The sequence below is a fragment of the Flavicella marina genome, from assembly GCF_009193215.1.
GTDB classification, from domain to species: Bacteria; Bacteroidota; Bacteroidia; order Flavobacteriales; family Flavobacteriaceae; genus Flavicella; species Flavicella marina.
Genome location: NZ_VYVA01000007.1, coordinates 1 through 16,058 on the forward strand (window position 1 = coordinate 1; position 16,058 = coordinate 16,058).

At 34.0% G+C, this 16,058-nt stretch carries 15 protein-coding genes; 3 read left to right on the plus strand and 12 right to left on the minus strand.

The genetic code is table 11. The annotated features are described in order from the left end of the window. Positions 1–253: 253 nt before the first annotated feature. The 3 genes from F6P99_RS12720 to F6P99_RS12730 are packed head-to-tail and all read right to left on the minus strand — an operon-like array spanning position 254 to position 3,123. A complete protein-coding gene (locus tag F6P99_RS12720; RefSeq protein ID WP_152287878.1) occupies positions 254–1,489 on the minus strand; it encodes a DEAD/DEAH box helicase in 1,236 nt (411 codons plus the stop codon). Positions 1,490–1,505: 16 nt separating this feature from the next. Then, a complete protein-coding gene (locus F6P99_RS12725; protein WP_152287879.1) occupies positions 1,506–1,742 on the minus strand; it encodes a hypothetical protein in 237 nt (78 codons plus the stop codon). 31 nt (positions 1,743–1,773) lie between these two features. After that, complete coding sequence (locus tag F6P99_RS12730) at positions 1,774–3,123, minus strand: MATE family efflux transporter (protein ID WP_152287880.1); 1,350 nt, start codon at positions 3,121–3,123, stop codon at positions 1,774–1,776. A gap of 221 nt (positions 3,124–3,344) precedes the next feature. Between F6P99_RS12730 and F6P99_RS12735 the strand changes: the two genes are divergently transcribed. Continuing rightward, positions 3,345–4,874, plus strand: a complete 1,530-nt coding sequence (locus F6P99_RS12735) for a PhoX family protein (RefSeq protein ID WP_152287881.1) — start codon at positions 3,345–3,347, stop codon at positions 4,872–4,874. Between the two features lie 3 nt (positions 4,875–4,877). After that, a complete protein-coding gene (locus F6P99_RS12740) occupies positions 4,878–6,653 on the plus strand; it encodes a cytochrome-c peroxidase (protein ID WP_152287882.1) in 1,776 nt (591 codons plus the stop codon). A 41-nt stretch (positions 6,654–6,694) separates the two neighbouring features. Here F6P99_RS12740 and bshC read toward each other — a convergent pair whose 3' ends face one another. Further along, positions 6,695–8,362: a bacillithiol biosynthesis cysteine-adding enzyme BshC gene (gene bshC, locus F6P99_RS12745; RefSeq protein ID WP_226913082.1), complete on the minus strand. Its 1,668-nt coding sequence runs from the start codon at positions 8,360–8,362 to the stop codon at positions 6,695–6,697. A 139-nt stretch (positions 8,363–8,501) separates the two neighbouring features. Here bshC and F6P99_RS12750 point away from each other — a divergent pair, with 139 nt between their 5' ends. After that, entirely contained in the window at positions 8,502–9,707 is a 1,206-nt protein-coding gene (locus F6P99_RS12750; protein ID WP_152287883.1) for an SMP-30/gluconolactonase/LRE family protein, read from the plus strand. A gap of 98 nt (positions 9,708–9,805) precedes the next feature. On the opposite strand, the gene F6P99_RS12755 is transcribed toward F6P99_RS12750, so the two are convergent. From F6P99_RS12755 to rpmB, 8 genes are all read right to left on the minus strand, one after another. Next, on the minus strand, positions 9,806–10,804 hold the full coding sequence (locus F6P99_RS12755) for an alpha/beta fold hydrolase (RefSeq protein WP_152287884.1): 999 nt from the start codon (positions 10,802–10,804) through the stop codon (positions 9,806–9,808). Next, on the minus strand, positions 10,794–12,074 hold the full coding sequence (locus F6P99_RS12760; protein WP_152287885.1) for a lamin tail domain-containing protein: 1,281 nt from the start codon (positions 12,072–12,074) through the stop codon (positions 10,794–10,796). Before F6P99_RS12760 ends, F6P99_RS12755 begins: the two co-directional genes overlap by 11 nt. Before the next feature lie 80 nt (positions 12,075–12,154). Next, positions 12,155–12,925 (minus strand): Dph6-related ATP pyrophosphatase, encoded by a 771-nt coding sequence (locus F6P99_RS12765; protein ID WP_152287886.1) that lies wholly within the window; start codon positions 12,923–12,925, stop codon positions 12,155–12,157. 9 nt (positions 12,926–12,934) lie between these two features. After that, on the minus strand, positions 12,935–14,245 hold the full coding sequence (rimO, locus tag F6P99_RS12770; protein WP_152287887.1) for a 30S ribosomal protein S12 methylthiotransferase RimO: 1,311 nt from the start codon (positions 14,243–14,245) through the stop codon (positions 12,935–12,937). A 125-nt stretch (positions 14,246–14,370) separates the two neighbouring features. Continuing rightward, positions 14,371–15,324, minus strand: coding sequence for a signal recognition particle-docking protein FtsY (ftsY, locus tag F6P99_RS12775; protein WP_152287888.1), 954 nt, complete (start codon positions 15,322–15,324; stop codon positions 14,371–14,373). A 119-nt stretch (positions 15,325–15,443) separates the two neighbouring features. Continuing rightward, on the minus strand, positions 15,444–15,596 hold the full coding sequence (locus F6P99_RS12780) for a DUF4295 domain-containing protein (RefSeq protein ID WP_152287889.1): 153 nt from the start codon (positions 15,594–15,596) through the stop codon (positions 15,444–15,446). An 8-nt stretch (positions 15,597–15,604) separates the two neighbouring features. After that, a complete protein-coding gene (rpmG, locus tag F6P99_RS12785; protein WP_152287890.1) occupies positions 15,605–15,787 on the minus strand; it encodes a 50S ribosomal protein L33 in 183 nt (60 codons plus the stop codon). Positions 15,788–15,815: 28 nt separating this feature from the next. Continuing rightward, complete coding sequence (gene rpmB, locus F6P99_RS12790) at positions 15,816–16,052, minus strand: 50S ribosomal protein L28 (protein ID WP_152287891.1); 237 nt, start codon at positions 16,050–16,052, stop codon at positions 15,816–15,818. Positions 16,053–16,058 lie beyond the last annotated feature (6 nt).

Consider the following 16,058-nt stretch of genomic DNA (forward strand, 5'->3'; position numbering starts at 1 on the left):
AACCAGCATTTTAAAGAACTCTCACCAACTAATCTATGACCTATGCCCCATTCGTTAGCGGCTGCAAATATACAACCCTTTTCTTCTTTTAACCTAATTAATTTTGAAGTTTTTTTTAAATATTTCTTGATAAAAAACTAACCCATTGATTTTGGGATTTTTAAAAGGACAACTAATTTAGTGAAATAAGTTGAAAACAAAAAAAATCTCGATTTAAAATAATTTCAAATCGAGATTCAAGAGTAACAAAGGATTAATACCAACGCTTCTTTTTCTTTTTTGACGCCTCAGACTTACGTCCTTTTCTGTGTTTACTACCTTTTTTCTTATGAACTTCTGGTTTTGATTTTGGATCTAAAGGATAAGGATGCTCTTCTTCTACGGTTATATGGGTGTTAATTAATTTTTGAATACTTGCTAAATACACCTTTTCATCAGCAGAACAAAAAGAATAAGCAGTACCTATTTCACCTGCTCTACCTGTTCTACCTATTCTATGAACATAGGTTTCTGGGACATTCGGCAAATCGAAGTTAACTACTGCATCTAGATCTTTTACGTCAATCCCTCGAGCAGCAACATCAGTAGCTATCAAAACATTTACCTCGCCTTTCTTGAACTTATTCAATGCAACTTGTCTTTCTGACTGAGGCTTATCACCATGAATACTATCTACTTTATACCCATTACGAGAAAGTGTTTTCTCTAATTTGTCTACACCATATTTGGTTCTACGAAAAATAAGGATACTTCCTTTTATGGTATTTCTCAATAAATGCAAGCACAGTTCTATTTTCTTTGGTTTCGGCGTATAGTACAACACCTGACTTACATTCTTAGCAGCCGAAGAAACTGGTGAAACCTCAACTTTTTTCGGAGACTTTAAAATCTCGTTTGCCAACTGAGCCACTTTATGAGGCATTGTTGCAGAAAAAAGCAATACTTGCTTTTCTTCAGGACAAAGACGTTCAATTTTGTTAACATCATCAATAAAGCCCATATCGAGCATTAAATCTGCTTCATCTAAAACTAACATTTCAACAGCATCCAAATGCACTATATCTTGTTTATGCAAATCAAGCAACCTTCCGGGAGTTGCTATTAAAACATCTAAACCTTTAGTTAGCACTTCCTTTTGTGGTTCAATAGAAGTTCCTCCAAACACAACGGTAGATCTTAAATTCGTATACCTTGCATATTTTTTGAAATTCTCTTCTATTTGAACCGCTAATTCACGCGTAGGACTCACAACCAGTGCTCTAATTTTCTTTCCTCTTTTCGGAGCATCTTGTTTATCGAACAATAATTGAAGTATAGGCAAAGCAAAGGCCGCAGTTTTCCCTGTTCCTGTTTGCGCAGAAACAACAACATCATTCTTTTCTAAAATTAGTGGAATTGCCTGCTGTTGCACCAAAGTAGGAGTTTCGTAACCATTTTCAAGCAACGACCTTACTATCGGTTTGTTTAATTTTAAATCTTTAAAATCCATTTATTTGAATATTTTACTACGCCTCTTCTTCATAAGCTTTCATTTCATCATCGTAGAACTGAGATGCCTCTTCAATAAATTCGGCAACTTGAATAGATAATTCTTCTTCATCACTACCTATTAAATCGTCCATCATTTCAATCTCATCATCTTTTAGGTTGATGATAAATCTCGGAAACTCGGTATGTATTACAAAAATATCATCTTCGTTTGCTTTTGTGTTATCACCCAATAAAAACTTTGGTAATTCCATAATTCTTCTATTTCTCTCAATAATTTTGAGGTTATTTATTCTGTTCTATTAATTTTTTGGTCAATTTCTCGAAGCGAAGATACAACATAATTGCCGAGAGCGTTAACGAAACCAACATTCCAATCCACACTCCTAAAGCTCCTAAATCTGTTTTCAACCCTAAAAAATAACTTACAGGAAAACCGATGATCCAAAACGCAATAAAAGTAATTATCATAGGCACCTTCACGTCTTGCAAACCACGTAAAGCACCTAGAAAAACCACTTGAATTCCGTCTGAAATTTGGAATAACCCTGCAATTATCAACAATGTTGCAGCAATTTCTACAACTTGAATATCATCTATATACAACAAAGGCAGTACGTTTCTCAAACCGACAAAACCGATTGCTAAGAAAATATCTATCACAAACATCAGCAAGAGTACAGACAATGCAATCCTTTTTAAAGACACAAAATCTTTCAATCCTTTTTGGTTACCCACACGAATTGTTGCGGTAACGCTCAACCCTACGGCAATCATATAAGTCATTGTAGCTAGATTTAGACTGATTTGATTTGCTGCTTGTGCCTTTGTACCAATCATTCCAGTCAATAATATTCCTCCTGCAAAAATTCCTACTTCGAAAAACATTTGCAATGCACTCGGATATCCAACATTAAAAACCTTTAATACAAACCTTTTTTTAATATTGGAAAAACGAATACGATTTACGAAAACTGAAAAAACATCTTTTGTATGCACTATATACATGATAAATGCCAACATGAGAATTCTAGAAATTAGTGTACCAAGCCCTGCTCCAATAAGCTCCATTCTTGGAAAGCCAAATTTTCCATAAATCAATAGGTAGTTCAACAACACATTAATAACATTGGCAAAAATTGCGGACCACATAGGATATTGTGTTTGCGACATCCCATCTGAAAATTGCTTATATGCTTGAAACAATAACATCGGCACCATCGAATACATTATAATATCATAATAAGGAGAAGCGTACTCCACAACTTCAGGAGGTTGATCCATTTGATACATAATAGGTTTCATCAAAAATAAAACTACACATAGCACAATAGAAAGTAACAATGACATTAATATACCATGCTGAAAATAGTTTTGACCTCTTGATACGTTATTTGAAGTATGTGCCTCAGCGATAAGAGGTGTAATAGCAAACGTAAACCCAATACCAATGCTAAAAGCAATAAATGCCAAACTATTCGCCAGTGAAACCGCTGCCAAAGGTGCGGGTCCCAACTCCCCTACCATTACACTATCTGCAAAACCAACCAAAACATGCCCTAATTGCCCCAACATAACCGGGTAAGCCAATTGTAGGTTCTTCTTAAATTCGGACGTGTATTGTGTTAAATTCAATTCATTTTATTTGGATTTACAAAGGTACCCTTATTATCGAATAACGTTTCATCAACGCATATTCTTTTTTACTATTTAGACTCCCTCTAGTTGTTAATATTATACTTACATCACCTTGACAATTCATTCATTTTTATATAACGTTTGCGAAACGATTCGGTACAATTACAATAACAATGAGGTTTTATGTTTGCCTAAAACAAATACAAAAACTATTACTCATGAAAAAAACGAATGCAATTAAAACTTTAGCATTTTCCGCAATTGCAACTTTAGCAATCAGTTGTAATGAAAATGATGCTATGAATGGTATCAATGGAAAAGACGGTAAAAACTATGGAGACATTGACTACACGAACTCTTTAAAAGAATCAAAAACACCTAACTTTTTAAAAGCTAGTAATGATTTTTCAAACATCACAATAAAACCTATTCTATCTTCGGAAGACACTATCCCTGAAAGCAAAGATTTCGTATATGGTTCAATGGCTGATGGAGCAGGTTTGTTAGCAAATAGTGATGGCTCTTTTACATTGATCAACAATATTGAAGCAGATTATTCTATTGCGAGAATTAGACTAAATGAAAACTTAGAGCCAGTATTCGGAGAATACATCGTGAATTCTGACGCTACAGCAGCCACAGCACAATGTTCTGGATCAATGATTACTGAAGCAGAACATGGTTTTGGACCTCTATACCTATCTGGTGGTGAATGGGGTGGTGCCTCTAAAGGAGTGTTTTTAACAAACCCTAACAAACCAGAAAAAGGAGCAAGTTCTGCAACTATGCTCACGGAGTTTGGACAATGGTCTACAGAAAATACAGTTGTTATCGGTAAGAATGCTTATCCGAATAAAACAGTTGCCTTTATTGGTGATGACCATTCAGACAATAGCACTCCATCTGGTCAATTAGGTATGTATGTTGGAGATCAAGGTAATTTATTTAACGGTAAACTGTATGGCTTAAAAGTGACAACTAGTGGTATTTCAAACGAAGTTGATATGCTAGAGGGAACCACTTACGATGCAGAATTTGTAGAATTGACAGAAAGAGAAATTACTGCCTTAGATACAGAATGTAAAACAAAAGGAGTTATGGGCTTCTCAAGACTTGAAGATATCGATTGGAGAAGAGGATCTGCTCAAAACGAGAGAGAAATCTATTTTTGCGTTACAGGACGACATAAAGCAGATTTATTAAATAAAGGTACCTTGTTTGGTCGTATATATAAAGTTTCTTTAAACGAGACTAACCCTACAGGCGCTGCCAAAATAACTTGTGTATTGGATGCAGATAAAATAGGTGGAAAAGCTTACGGAATGCACTCTCCTGACAATATTTTAGTTACTGAAAACTATGCTTATATCCAAGAAGATCCGAATGGGTATGCTGGTAACACCAACCATGATGGTACTACAGTGAACAATGCTATAGAAGGTTTTGCGAAATTGTATCAATACGATTTAACTACTGGCATAATGAAAACCGTAGCTGAGTGTGATCAAACGACTGCAGCTTCGCTGGGATATGGTACTACAGATAAAAATTGGGAAATCACAGGAATGATAGACGTAACTGATGTGGTAAACAATGGGAAAAACACATTTATGATAATTACTCAAAACCACGGATGGAACGCAAAAACAGGACAATTATTTACGGATTATAGTGCTGTAATCAATGCAGAAAATCACTGGGCAAAAGAAGGATCAACTTTGTTTGTTATTGAAGGTTTAGATAGATAGTTCATGATTCGATATAATACAACACCCAACTTTAAGACATCCGTATTACTCGGATGTCTTATTGCTTTATTTATATTCTCATGTAACAGAATAAAAAAAAACAAAAACACATTAGAAACAACCCTAAAACACCATCTATTTGAATGCACTCAGGCTTTAAATAAAATTAATTCTTCAAAGGATTTACAACAAAACACAGAACACTTTAAAAAGGCAAGACATTTTTTTAAATCAGCCGAACCTTTACTCTCGTTTTTTGATAAAGAAAACTACAAGTCATTAAATTCACCCAACTTATTAAGAGTTCATGAAGAAGATGCAACAGATATCAAAATATGGAATCCTTTTGGTTTTCAAGCAATAGAAGAAACTTTACTTCTAGAAGACGATAATCAAAAACTAAACTCACTGATCAAACAAACTAGCAATAGATTAAATTTCATTCACAACAATTTACACATCAATCCTAAAGACTATCATTTGATATGGATCTTACGAGATGGTGTCATCAGAATTGCTACAACTGGCCTCAGTAATTTTGATTCTCCGGTATTACAACAATCACTTCAAGAATCGATAAGTGCATACGACGGCTTGCTAGAAATTATCTTTTCTTCTGAAGAAAACTTTCAAAACAAAAAATTATACAACGACTGGTTATCTGAAATTAAGAACACAAAAACATCATTAAATGTTCCTTATGACACATTTGACAGTTATGACTTTATTCAAAACCACACGAACAAACAACTTGTATTACTCAACAAAACCATTGATGATTGGCAAGTAAAATTCCCTTTCCAAATGTCGTTAAACAATCGTTTCAACTCCATGTTCGGAAATGACATGTTCAATCTTCGTTCATTTTCTAACAATCAAAACGATAGTCTCTTTTTTGAGGAAAAAATTATTTTGGGTAAACAATTATTTAATGACAGAAAATTGTCTCTTAACAATGATATGTCATGTGCCACATGCCATATAAAAGACAAAGCATTTACAGATGGTAAGAAAGTTTTCAATCAACACCAAAAAAGAAATACACCTACGCTTACTTATGCTGGGTTGCAAAGAAATTTTTTTCATGATGGAAGAGCAGGGAATCTCGAAGGACAAATTGTTGGCGTGGTAAACAATCACAATGAATTTGCATCAGATTTAACAGCAATAACGAATACAGTAAAAGAGAATGAAGCTTATTCGAAAGCGTTCGATACATTGTACCTCACAGGAATCAATCATTCCAACATCCGACATGCCATTGCAAGCTATATTAGAAGTTTGAATTCGTTCAACTCTAAATTTGACAACAATATCAACAAAAAAGAAAACACGCTTTCACCATCTGAAAAGAATGGTTTTAATCTATTCATGGGAAAAGCGGGCTGTGCCACTTGTCATTTCCCTCCATTATTCAACGGAACAGTTCCTCCAAACTTTAAAGAATCTGAACTCGAACTTATTGGAACACCAAAAAACAATAATTTCGAAAATCCAATTCTAGATAATGATTTTGGCCGCTATGATGTTTTTCAAACCGAAGAACGCAAACACTTTTTTAAAACTCCAACATTGAGAAACATATCAAAAACAGCTCCATATATGCACAACGGTGTCTATAACACTTTAGAAGAAGTTGTAGAGTTTTACGATCGTGGCGGTGGAACGGGACTTGGGTTTGACTTAGCCTACCAAACACTTCCTGGTGATTCACTTGGATTGACGAGAATTGAAAAAGATGCAATTATTGCGTTTTTAAAAACGCTCACTGATCAATAAAAAAAACAAGTCCTTTCAAAATTGAAAGGACTTGTTTTTTTTTATAATTCTAAAACGTAAAACCTAAAATCAAAAGGATCTAAATTTTCAAATAACTCAGAAAAAATTTCTTCCCCATAAAATTTATAGAGAGTAGCAAAATTTTGATTTCGTTCTTGCAAACCTTTTCTTGGAAACAAAGCATCTTGAATTGCTTTAATTCGTGTAACCAAATCAGCATGTTTTCTTTGCTCTGCCCGTTGCAATCTATGCTCAAGATTCTTAATTCCTTTCATTTGTTTTTTCTCTTGTGCTTCCAACGCTCCTTTAAACGTAACATCTGTTTGTTCTATCAAAGGCTTTAGCTCATCAAAAATTGCTTTTAGTTTATTTTTTTGATCCTGAAAACTAAGCTCTAACGTAGAACAATCTTTTACTGTTTTTTTACAAAGTATGTCTTGCTTTAAAAATAAATCTGGGTATCCAGCTCCTATTTTTTCTAATTTCTTAGAAAGTTTTTCGGTCGTGAATAAAACCGAATTTCTCAACATCAAAATAGGAAAAGGAATATTTGAAGAATTGAACAACTCTTTCAGCTGCAACCAATAAGCCAGCTCTCCCCCACCTCCGATATAACTGAGGTTCGGTAAAACTACTTCTTGGTACAAAGGACGCATTATTACGTTTGGACTAAATTTCTCGGGATTCTTATTTAGCTCCGTGAGAATTTCTTCTTTTGTAAATGCAATTTCAGTATTATTTACTTTGTACAACCCATCCTCAAAGACAATTCGCTCTCGTACTGTATCTTCTATATAGAAGAAGTTAATTTCTCTTGGGGTTACCTGAAGTCTATAATGTTTTTCTAAAAAAGTATTTGTCTCTTGAATCGATTTGACAGCATAACTTTCAAGAAGCTCTTTTTTTACATAAGGAATCAGCAGCGATTTTAATTTTTTATCATCTCCATCAACAATCACTAGACCTGTCTCACCAAACAACTCGTTTACTAAATACTTAGTTGCTTCAGTTAAAGTTTTTTGTTCGACATATGACTTTTTAAAGAGGCTTTTTAATTTATCTGCATTTTTGTTATTACCGATAATACTCGAAAATTCTTCAAAAACAGTCTCAATGGTTTGCGTGGATTTTCTACCCACAGGACCACTACTTTCTACTTCCCAAGCTACTTTTTTATTTTCTAGAAACAAATGATTGATTTCTTCAAAATCATGGTCTTCTGTAGCCATCCAATACACTGGAACAAAATTTTCTTCTGGAAAATTTTCTTTTAATTTTTTAGCAAGATTAATCGTAGAAACAATTTTATAAAGAAAATACATCGGACCTGTAAATACATTCAACTGATGTCCTGTAGTAATGGTGTATGTATTTGATTTCTTTAAAAGCGAAATATTCTGAGTAGTTTCTTCAGAAATATTTACCTCTTTATACTGCCCTTTCAAGGTTTCAAACAACATGATTCTCGCATTGTCTGAAAACTGATTTCCTTTTTCTATGATTTGTTTTCTGAATCCTTCAATATCTGGGAAATTTCCATAGAGGTGACTTACATTTTCATTTTTATCAATATAGTCACAAATCAACTTAGAAAAATAACCTGTCTCTTTGTAAGGAACTCTGTTTTTTAGCATAAATCTCAACTCAAAATTATCTTTTGCTTCTGTCGTATCAACGACACAACCTAACACAAAAGCTAAAATAAACAATCTTAACGAATACAACCGAGAATATCATACTTACTATTCGCGATAAGTTAAGGTGTTACTTAGATAATTTTGATGAAGAAACAATCATTTTTAACATTGTTATTGCGCAGGAAACACTAACAACTTAAAATTGCAAGCAATGAAAACAATTCATTCATTATTTTTTATTATTTCTATGAGCTTAATGGCTCAAACTCCAGTGCAAATAAGTACCGCTACTTATAAATTTTTGGAAGGTCCTACTTGGGATGGAACTGAATACATTTATTTTTCAGATTTAAATGATTTTAAAGTTCACAAATATTCAACAATAAATGAAACTTTCGAAGTTGCCTTTACCATGCCAACAAAACCCAATGGTTTGATGTTTGACAACAATCACAACTTAGTAGTTTGTGAATTCAACGTTGGAAAAATTTCTAAATGGAGTACGGATGGAACAAGAATTAGCTATTTAGCGGAAACTTATGACAACAAAAGTTTTGATCATGTAAACGACCTGTGTGTTGACAAAAAAGGAGGCGTATATTTTACAGACCCTTATGTAGGGAACGGAACTCCAAATCAGAGCTCAAGAAGAATATACTACATTACCCCTGAAGGAAACCTTACGGTAGTTGATGACGGAACTGGTTACATTTTCCCTAATGGAGTCTTAATTTCTAATGATGGTAACCATTTGTTTGCAAACGATTCTGAATCTTATAACATCTATAAATACGATATAGATTCGAATACAGGTGCATTGAGCAACAAAACAATATTTGCCACACTAACAAACAATCATGATGTAAGTGATGCTCTATCAAGAGCAGATGGTATGACCTTAGATACCGATGAGAATTTATACATCTCTTCTAAATCGACTGTGCAGGTTTTTAATAAAAACGGTGTACAGACGAACATCATTAATTTCCCTAAATACACAACCAACTTAACATTTGGAGGGGTATCAAAAAAAACTTTGTATGTAACCGGATGGAAAGAAGTTTATAAAGTAGAAATCTTTGATGAAGCAACAACTACTCACGGTTTTCATCATCCTTTTGATTTACCGGTATCAGGAAATCTATCAACACAAAATTTACGAAACAGTGATTTAGAAACTAATTTTTTTCCAAACCCAACCTCGAATTATAAGACTCAAATTGATATCGGAACTTCTCAAATAAAAAAGATTACCATTGTCACTCCTAAGGGAGAACAGTTTATTAACGAACAATACTCTTTAATCGGGAACATGTTAGAATTACAACTTAACCCTAACTTCAACAAAGGTGTTTATTTTGTTTCTATACAAACCAAAAAGGGCGATTTGCTGAATCGAAACATTATAATTAATTAAATATTCTATCCTAAAAAAACTCTGATTCACTTCAGAGTTTTTTATTCAGTAGCTATTTTGATGTACTTTGTAAAAGACAATTGACCCAAGCAGAAAAATCAACGTAGTTCTTTTGTTAAAAAACCAACCACTTCAGGAGAATGAATCATGGCATCTCCATTGTGATTTACACCAGGAACATACAATATTTCATGTGAATTATCAGGGAAGAAATAATTTAAATGTGCATCTACCAAACGTGCTCTTTCATGTCTATGGACTCCTTGATACAAATCCTCACAGTCTACCCCTCCACCAGAAACATCATCTGTACCCGTAGCAATTGTCATATTTCTATTTGGGAATTTCTCTAATATTTCGGAGGCACTAATTTCTTTATGGTACTCATTCGAAGAGAGATCATTTAACCCGTATATCCATTCATCATACCCTGAACAACTAGGTCCATTTAAAGGAACTTCCCACCTCTCTTTATCTTTATTCCACCTTTCAGGGCCTAGATAGGTTAAGCTTGATGGATTCATTGCTAAATAAACAACTCGTTGAGACACCAAATCAGGCAACCTGGACAAAACAGCATACCTATAGACGAATTGTCCACCAGCAGAATGTCCTGCCAGTACAACCGTTTCGATATTCGGATAATTTTTCAAAACATTGTCAATAATTAACGAATCTAAAACAGCATATGAACTTATCTTTGGAACTGCGTTTATAGATTTTCTTCCATCTTTCCAAGAGTATTTAGTCCAATAATAATTACCCCTAGAGTTACTCATTTCATAAGCGGGAGCCACTACTACTGTATTCAAAGAAACACCCGCTCTATTGATAGCACTTTTAGCTAGGTCATAGTGATTACTAGCATCTAGTGTTGCTCCATGAAGAAAAATAAACAAACTTGTAAATCTTTCTGTGTTCTCAGGTTCTTTCACATCGACATTACAATAGTAATAGAAATCCATTCCTTCTTCAACAGATAAAAACCTTAATGAATCTTTATAAATTCTATCAAAATTCTTATCGCAACTAGACAATAGCACTAAAACAATTGCAACAACTAAACAAAATAAATAGTATGATTTATTATCTCGCATCTTTGGGTGTAAAGGTTCCTAAATTGCTATAATCTTCTTTCTCTTTGACAATCCATTCTGAATTAAACTGATTTGTCCCTGCAGAATTCAACCAATTTACATTAGGCAAAGACACCTTCCATTTTCTCCACAGTACTTTATTTTTAGAGGCCTCTTCTTGTCCTGCAATATCCCATGCTCCTTCTGGATCATTTGACGAATCAAAAGGTTCTCCATATTGATCAATCAAATCATAAGTACTACCATTATATTTAAACAAACCAACCGCATCATCTCCATTTGCAGTTAAATCAGCCCAGACATAATCTGGATCGATCAGTGCTGGATCTGTATTTTCCCTTGCAACTACAATTACCTCACCATGTTCTAAAGAACCACTTAAATCAAGCTGAGTAGCAGCATCATACTCACCATTATTTCCATTAGATGCATACTGTAATGCATAGTTTGAAAGGTTTACGGGTTCAATCGTTCCATTATAGATTTCTATATAGGTATTTCTATAATCACCGTCTTCGGCAGTTGAGGTAACTCGTACCTCTGAAATCAATAACTCTTGGGTTAGAGGTGCAATTATTGTAGGTTCTTCCGGTTCAAATTCCGCAATATCTGGCGAATATAAGCCTACGTTGGAATAATCATCTTTACTAACAACGATCCATTCAGAACCAACTTTAGTCGTTCCTGCTGCTTGTATCCAATCTGTATTTGGATCTTGAACTTGCCACTTCCTCCATAACACATAGTCTTTCGATCCATCCTCAATACCAGCAATATCCCAAGCCCCATCAGGATTTGTATCATCACCGTAAGGTTCACCGTATTGATCAATAACAACAAATCCATTACCCGAATTTTTTATCAATGCAATTCCATCGTCACCATTCGCTGTTAAACTCGCCCAAACATAATCGGGAAACGGAAAAATTCTAGAATCTGTACCCTCTCTCACAATTATTATCACCTCACCATGTGGCAACTGTCCATCAAAAGTTATCTGAGTTGTTTGATCCCAAACACCACCGCTACCGTTGGAAGAATACCATAATCCATATTGAGACAAATCAACTGTCTCACCGGTTCCATTGTAAACCTCTACGAATGTATTTCTAAAACCATCGGTTTCTGAAATACTTGTGTTTCTAATCTCAGAAAGAATTAATTCATTTGTTGATGGTGGGTCATATACTACTGGAGGGGGCGTTTCATCTTCTTTATCGCATCCAAAAACAACTACTAATAAAATTATAAAGTTTTTTTTTAAGCCCATGATACTGCATTTATTAAGTCATATGAAATCACTCAACCCAAAGTTAAAAAAGTACCTTATTAAATCCTAAACAAAAAAAATCAATTTTTTAGGAATAAATCACAATACCAAAATCCAGTATCCCAAGAAACTTGGTCTTTCTTTTCTTTGTAACAGTCTTCATTAGTATCCTTCGAAAAATTGCTACAATTGTCATCTGAAGTATCTGTATTTGCTTTGTATGTTCTAAGAATCTTTTCTCCTATTTCAAACGAAACAGGCTCAGAAAAAATAGGGCCATCATATACAAATGTATGAAACTCACCATTTTCACCACATACATCAACTCCTTCAGGTAAATCGGAAATAAATTGTTCATCAATAACTCTTCCGACAAAACTTTCATTTAAAATTTTCGCATTTACACAAACCGTAATTGCTTTAAAACCTAAAGCTAAAAACTCTTTCAACAAACCTTTTGTGTCTCGTTTCCATAATGGATAAACGCCAACTAAACCTACTTCATTCAGTTTTTTATCACGATATGCTTTTAATTCTTCTAAAAATATATCTCCGAAAATAGCATGTTTATAATCCGATTTTAAAATTTTCTGCATTGCCTCTTTCATGATTTCATCATATAAAGACATGGTCACATCTCCTGGAAAATGAATCTTTTGCAAAGGTATTCCAATTAACTCAGCTTGTTTATCTAACAATTCTTCACGAAGACCATGCATAGACACACGACCAAATTCACCATTTACATTTGTCAACAAAGTACCAACTTCAAACTCTTTGTTTTGTAGTATCTTATATAACGCTAACGCTGAATCTTTTCCGGTACTCCAGTTGAAATAAGCTTTTTTCATTTTCTTCTTTTAAACCGGCTCTCCATACAAATCAAAATCTCCAGCTTCTGTAATTTTTACATTCACAAATTGACCTACTTGTACATAATGTTTTGTTGCATCAATCAATACTTCGTTGTCAACATCTGGAGAATCAAATTCTGTTCTACCAATGAAATAATTACCATCTTTTCTATCGAACAAGCATTTAAAAGTCTTTCCTACTTTTTCTTGATTTAACTCAAAAGATATCTGAGCTTGAATATCCATAATTTCTGCAACTCTTGCTTCTTTTACATCTTCTGGCACGTTATCATCTAAAGTACCTGCATGTGTGTTTTCTTCATGAGAATATGCAAAAGCCCCTAACCTATCAAAACGCGAATCAATAACCCACTGCTTCAATTCTTCATAAATTTCTTCAGTTTCACCCGGATATCCAACAATTAACGTTGTACGAATGGCCATTTCTGGTACTTCTTTTCTAAATTCTTTAATCAGACCTACAGTTTTCTCATGTGTAGTTCCTCTACGCATAGATTTTAAAATTTCGGTATTGATATGTTGTAAGGGTATATCTAAATAATTGCAAACTTTAGGCTCGTTACGCATTACTTCTAACACATCTAACGGAAAACCAGCGGGGAACGCATAGTGCAAACGTATCCACTCAATACCATCTACTTTAACCAATTCTTTTAAAAGATTTGCTAAGGCTCTTTCTTTGTATATGTCTAAACCATAATAGGTCAAATCTTGGGCGATCAAAATCAACTCTTTGATTCCTTTTTCAGCAAGCTTTGTAGCTTCTATAACCAATTCTTCAATTGGAGTAGATTTATGTTTACCACGCATAATTGGAATCGCACAAAAAGAGCAAGGACGATCGCAACCTTCGGCAATTTTCAAATACGCATAATGTTTAGGTGTTGTCGTTAACCGCTCACCAATTAACTCATGTTTGTAGTCTGCTTCTAACACCTTCAATAAGTTGGGTAAATCATGAGTTCCGAAATATTCGTCTACATCAGGAATCTCTTTTTCTAAATCTGGCTTGTATCTTTCACTCAAACAACCTGTAACAAAAACTTTGTCTACCAAACCTTCTGCTTTTTTTTCTGCGTAATGCAAAATCGTATTTACAGATTCTTCCTTCGCTTTTCCGATAAAACCACAGGTATTAATCACAACTATGTTTCCATCATCATTGGCATCTTCATGAACCACTTCTTTGTCATTCGCTTTCAACTGCCCCATTAAAACCTCAGAATCATATACATTCTTTGAGCAACCTAAGGTTACCACATTGATTTTATTCTGTTTGGTAGATTTCGTTCTCATCTATATAATTTTAGACTGCAAAAATACTCAATACAAATAATATTTATCTTATAAATCAAAGAAACCTCTAAACAAAAAAAGAGTGCCATAAAGCACTCTCATGTAGGTTTGTATTTTTTGTTTAATTATTTAAAGAAAGAATCCACAAATTCTACCTTATTAAACACTTGTAAATCTTCTATTCCTTCGCCAACACCGATATACTTCACCGGAATTTTGAATTGATCAGAAATTCCAATAACGACACCTCCTTTAGCAGTACCATCCAATTTTGTGACTGCCAACGAAGTCACCTCAGTCGCCAAGGTAAATTGTTTGGCTTGTTCGAAAGCATTTTGTCCAGTAGAACCATCTAGAACTAGCAAGACGTCATGTGGTGCATCCGCAACCACTTTTTGCATAACTTTTTTAATTTTCGTCAACTCATTCATCAAGTTCACTTTGTTGTGCAAACGACCTGCTGTATCAATAATAACGACATCAGCATCTTGTGCAACGGCAGACTTTAACGTGTCAAATGCCACTGAAGCGGGGTCAGACCCCATTTCTTGACGTACAATTGGCACACCTACTCTATCAGCCCATACTTGCAGTTGATCAATCGCTGCGGCTCTAAACGTATCTGCGGCTCCTAAAACAACTTTATGACCTTGTTTGGTAAACTGAGAAGCTAGCTTTCCAATCGTTGTAGTTTTCCCAACACCATTTACTCCTACAACCATTAAAACATAAGGTTTTTTATTCGTTGGTATTGTAAATTCTGATTCATTTACAAGGTTTGTTTCAGACAACAACCCTGCTATTTCTTCTCTTAAAATTTCATTCAAAGCACTGGTACCAACATACTTATCTTTAGCTACACGTGCTTCAATCCTTTCAATGATTTTTAATGTTGTTTCAACCCCAACATCAGATGTAATCAATACCTCTTCCAAGTCATCTAACACTTCTGCATCAACGGTTGATTTACCGGCAACAGCTGTCGTTAGTTTATCAAAAAAACTTGTTTTCGTTTTCTCGAGTCCTTTGTCTAAGGTTTCTTTTTTTTCTTTAGAAAAAATCTTTTTAAAAAAGCTCATATAGTTGTGTTGTGAAATTCTATTTCTTTTAGCAAGCGCTAAAAATAAGCATTAATATTAAATAAGAAAAGCTACTTCCAATAAATTGAAAGTAGCTTTAAATATCTTATAGAAGTGAATTACTTTTTAGATAAAAAGTCATTTACTTTAGAAGGATCCATAATTGCTTCAACAAATGTGTAAGCTCCAGTTTTAGGAGATTTTACCATTTTGATAGCTTTAGACAATCTTTTTGAACCTGTCTGTAACGTTGCTACTGATTTCTTTGCCATGTCTTACCTTATTTAATTTCTTTATGAACAGTCATCTTCTTCAAGATTGGGTTGAATTTCTTCAACTCCATTCTATCCGGAGTATTTTTTTTATTCTTCGTTGTGATGTATCTAGAAGTACCTGGTTTACCCGTAGCTTTATGCTCAGTACATTCTAAAATTACCTGAATTCTATTTCCTTTTTTTGCCATCTCTATATATTATTTAAAAGAAAAAAAATTATTTAATAAATCCTTTTTCTCTAGCTTCTTTTAAAACTGCAGATATTCCATTTTTATTGATATTTTTCAAAGCAGAAGTAGAAACTTTCAACTTTAACCATTTATCCTCTTCTGGAATATAAAAACGCTTCGTAATCAAGTTAGCGTTAAATTTTCTTTTTGTTCTATTCAATGCATGAGAAACATTGTTTCCTACCATTGCTTTTTTTCCTGTAAGTTCACAAACTCTAGACATCTTTAA

Bases quoted from the DNA above. Each gene is read 5' to 3' on its own strand.
- F6P99_RS12740 (WP_152287882.1), top strand. From the start codon at position 4,878: ATGATTCGATATAATACAACACCCAACTTTAAGACATCCGTATTACTC.
- F6P99_RS12720 (WP_152287878.1), bottom strand. From the start codon at position 1,489: ATGGATTTTAAAGATTTAAAATTAAACAAACCGATAGTAAGGTCGTTG.
- rpmB (WP_152287891.1), bottom strand. From the start codon at position 16,052: ATGTCTAGAGTTTGTGAACTTACAGGAAAAAAAGCAATGGTAGGAAAC.
- rpmG (WP_152287890.1), bottom strand. From the start codon at position 15,787: ATGGCAAAAAAAGGAAATAGAATTCAGGTAATTTTAGAATGTACTGAG.
- F6P99_RS12780 (WP_152287889.1), bottom strand. From the start codon at position 15,596: ATGGCAAAGAAATCAGTAGCAACGTTACAGACAGGTTCAAAAAGATTG.
- F6P99_RS12750 (WP_152287883.1), top strand. From the start codon at position 8,502: ATGAAAACAATTCATTCATTATTTTTTATTATTTCTATGAGCTTAATG.
- F6P99_RS12760 (WP_152287885.1), bottom strand. From the start codon at position 12,074: ATGGGCTTAAAAAAAAACTTTATAATTTTATTAGTAGTTGTTTTTGGA.
- F6P99_RS12765 (WP_152287886.1), bottom strand. From the start codon at position 12,925: ATGAAAAAAGCTTATTTCAACTGGAGTACCGGAAAAGATTCAGCGTTA.
- ftsY (WP_152287888.1), bottom strand. From the start codon at position 15,324: ATGAGCTTTTTTAAAAAGATTTTTTCTAAAGAAAAAAAAGAAACCTTA.
- F6P99_RS12755 (WP_152287884.1), bottom strand. From the start codon at position 10,804: ATGCGAGATAATAAATCATACTATTTATTTTGTTTAGTTGTTGCAATT.
- F6P99_RS12725 (WP_152287879.1), bottom strand. From the start codon at position 1,742: ATGGAATTACCAAAGTTTTTATTGGGTGATAACACAAAAGCAAACGAA.
- rimO (WP_152287887.1), bottom strand. From the start codon at position 14,245: ATGAGAACGAAATCTACCAAACAGAATAAAATCAATGTGGTAACCTTA.
- F6P99_RS12735 (WP_152287881.1), top strand. From the start codon at position 3,345: ATGAAAAAAACGAATGCAATTAAAACTTTAGCATTTTCCGCAATTGCA.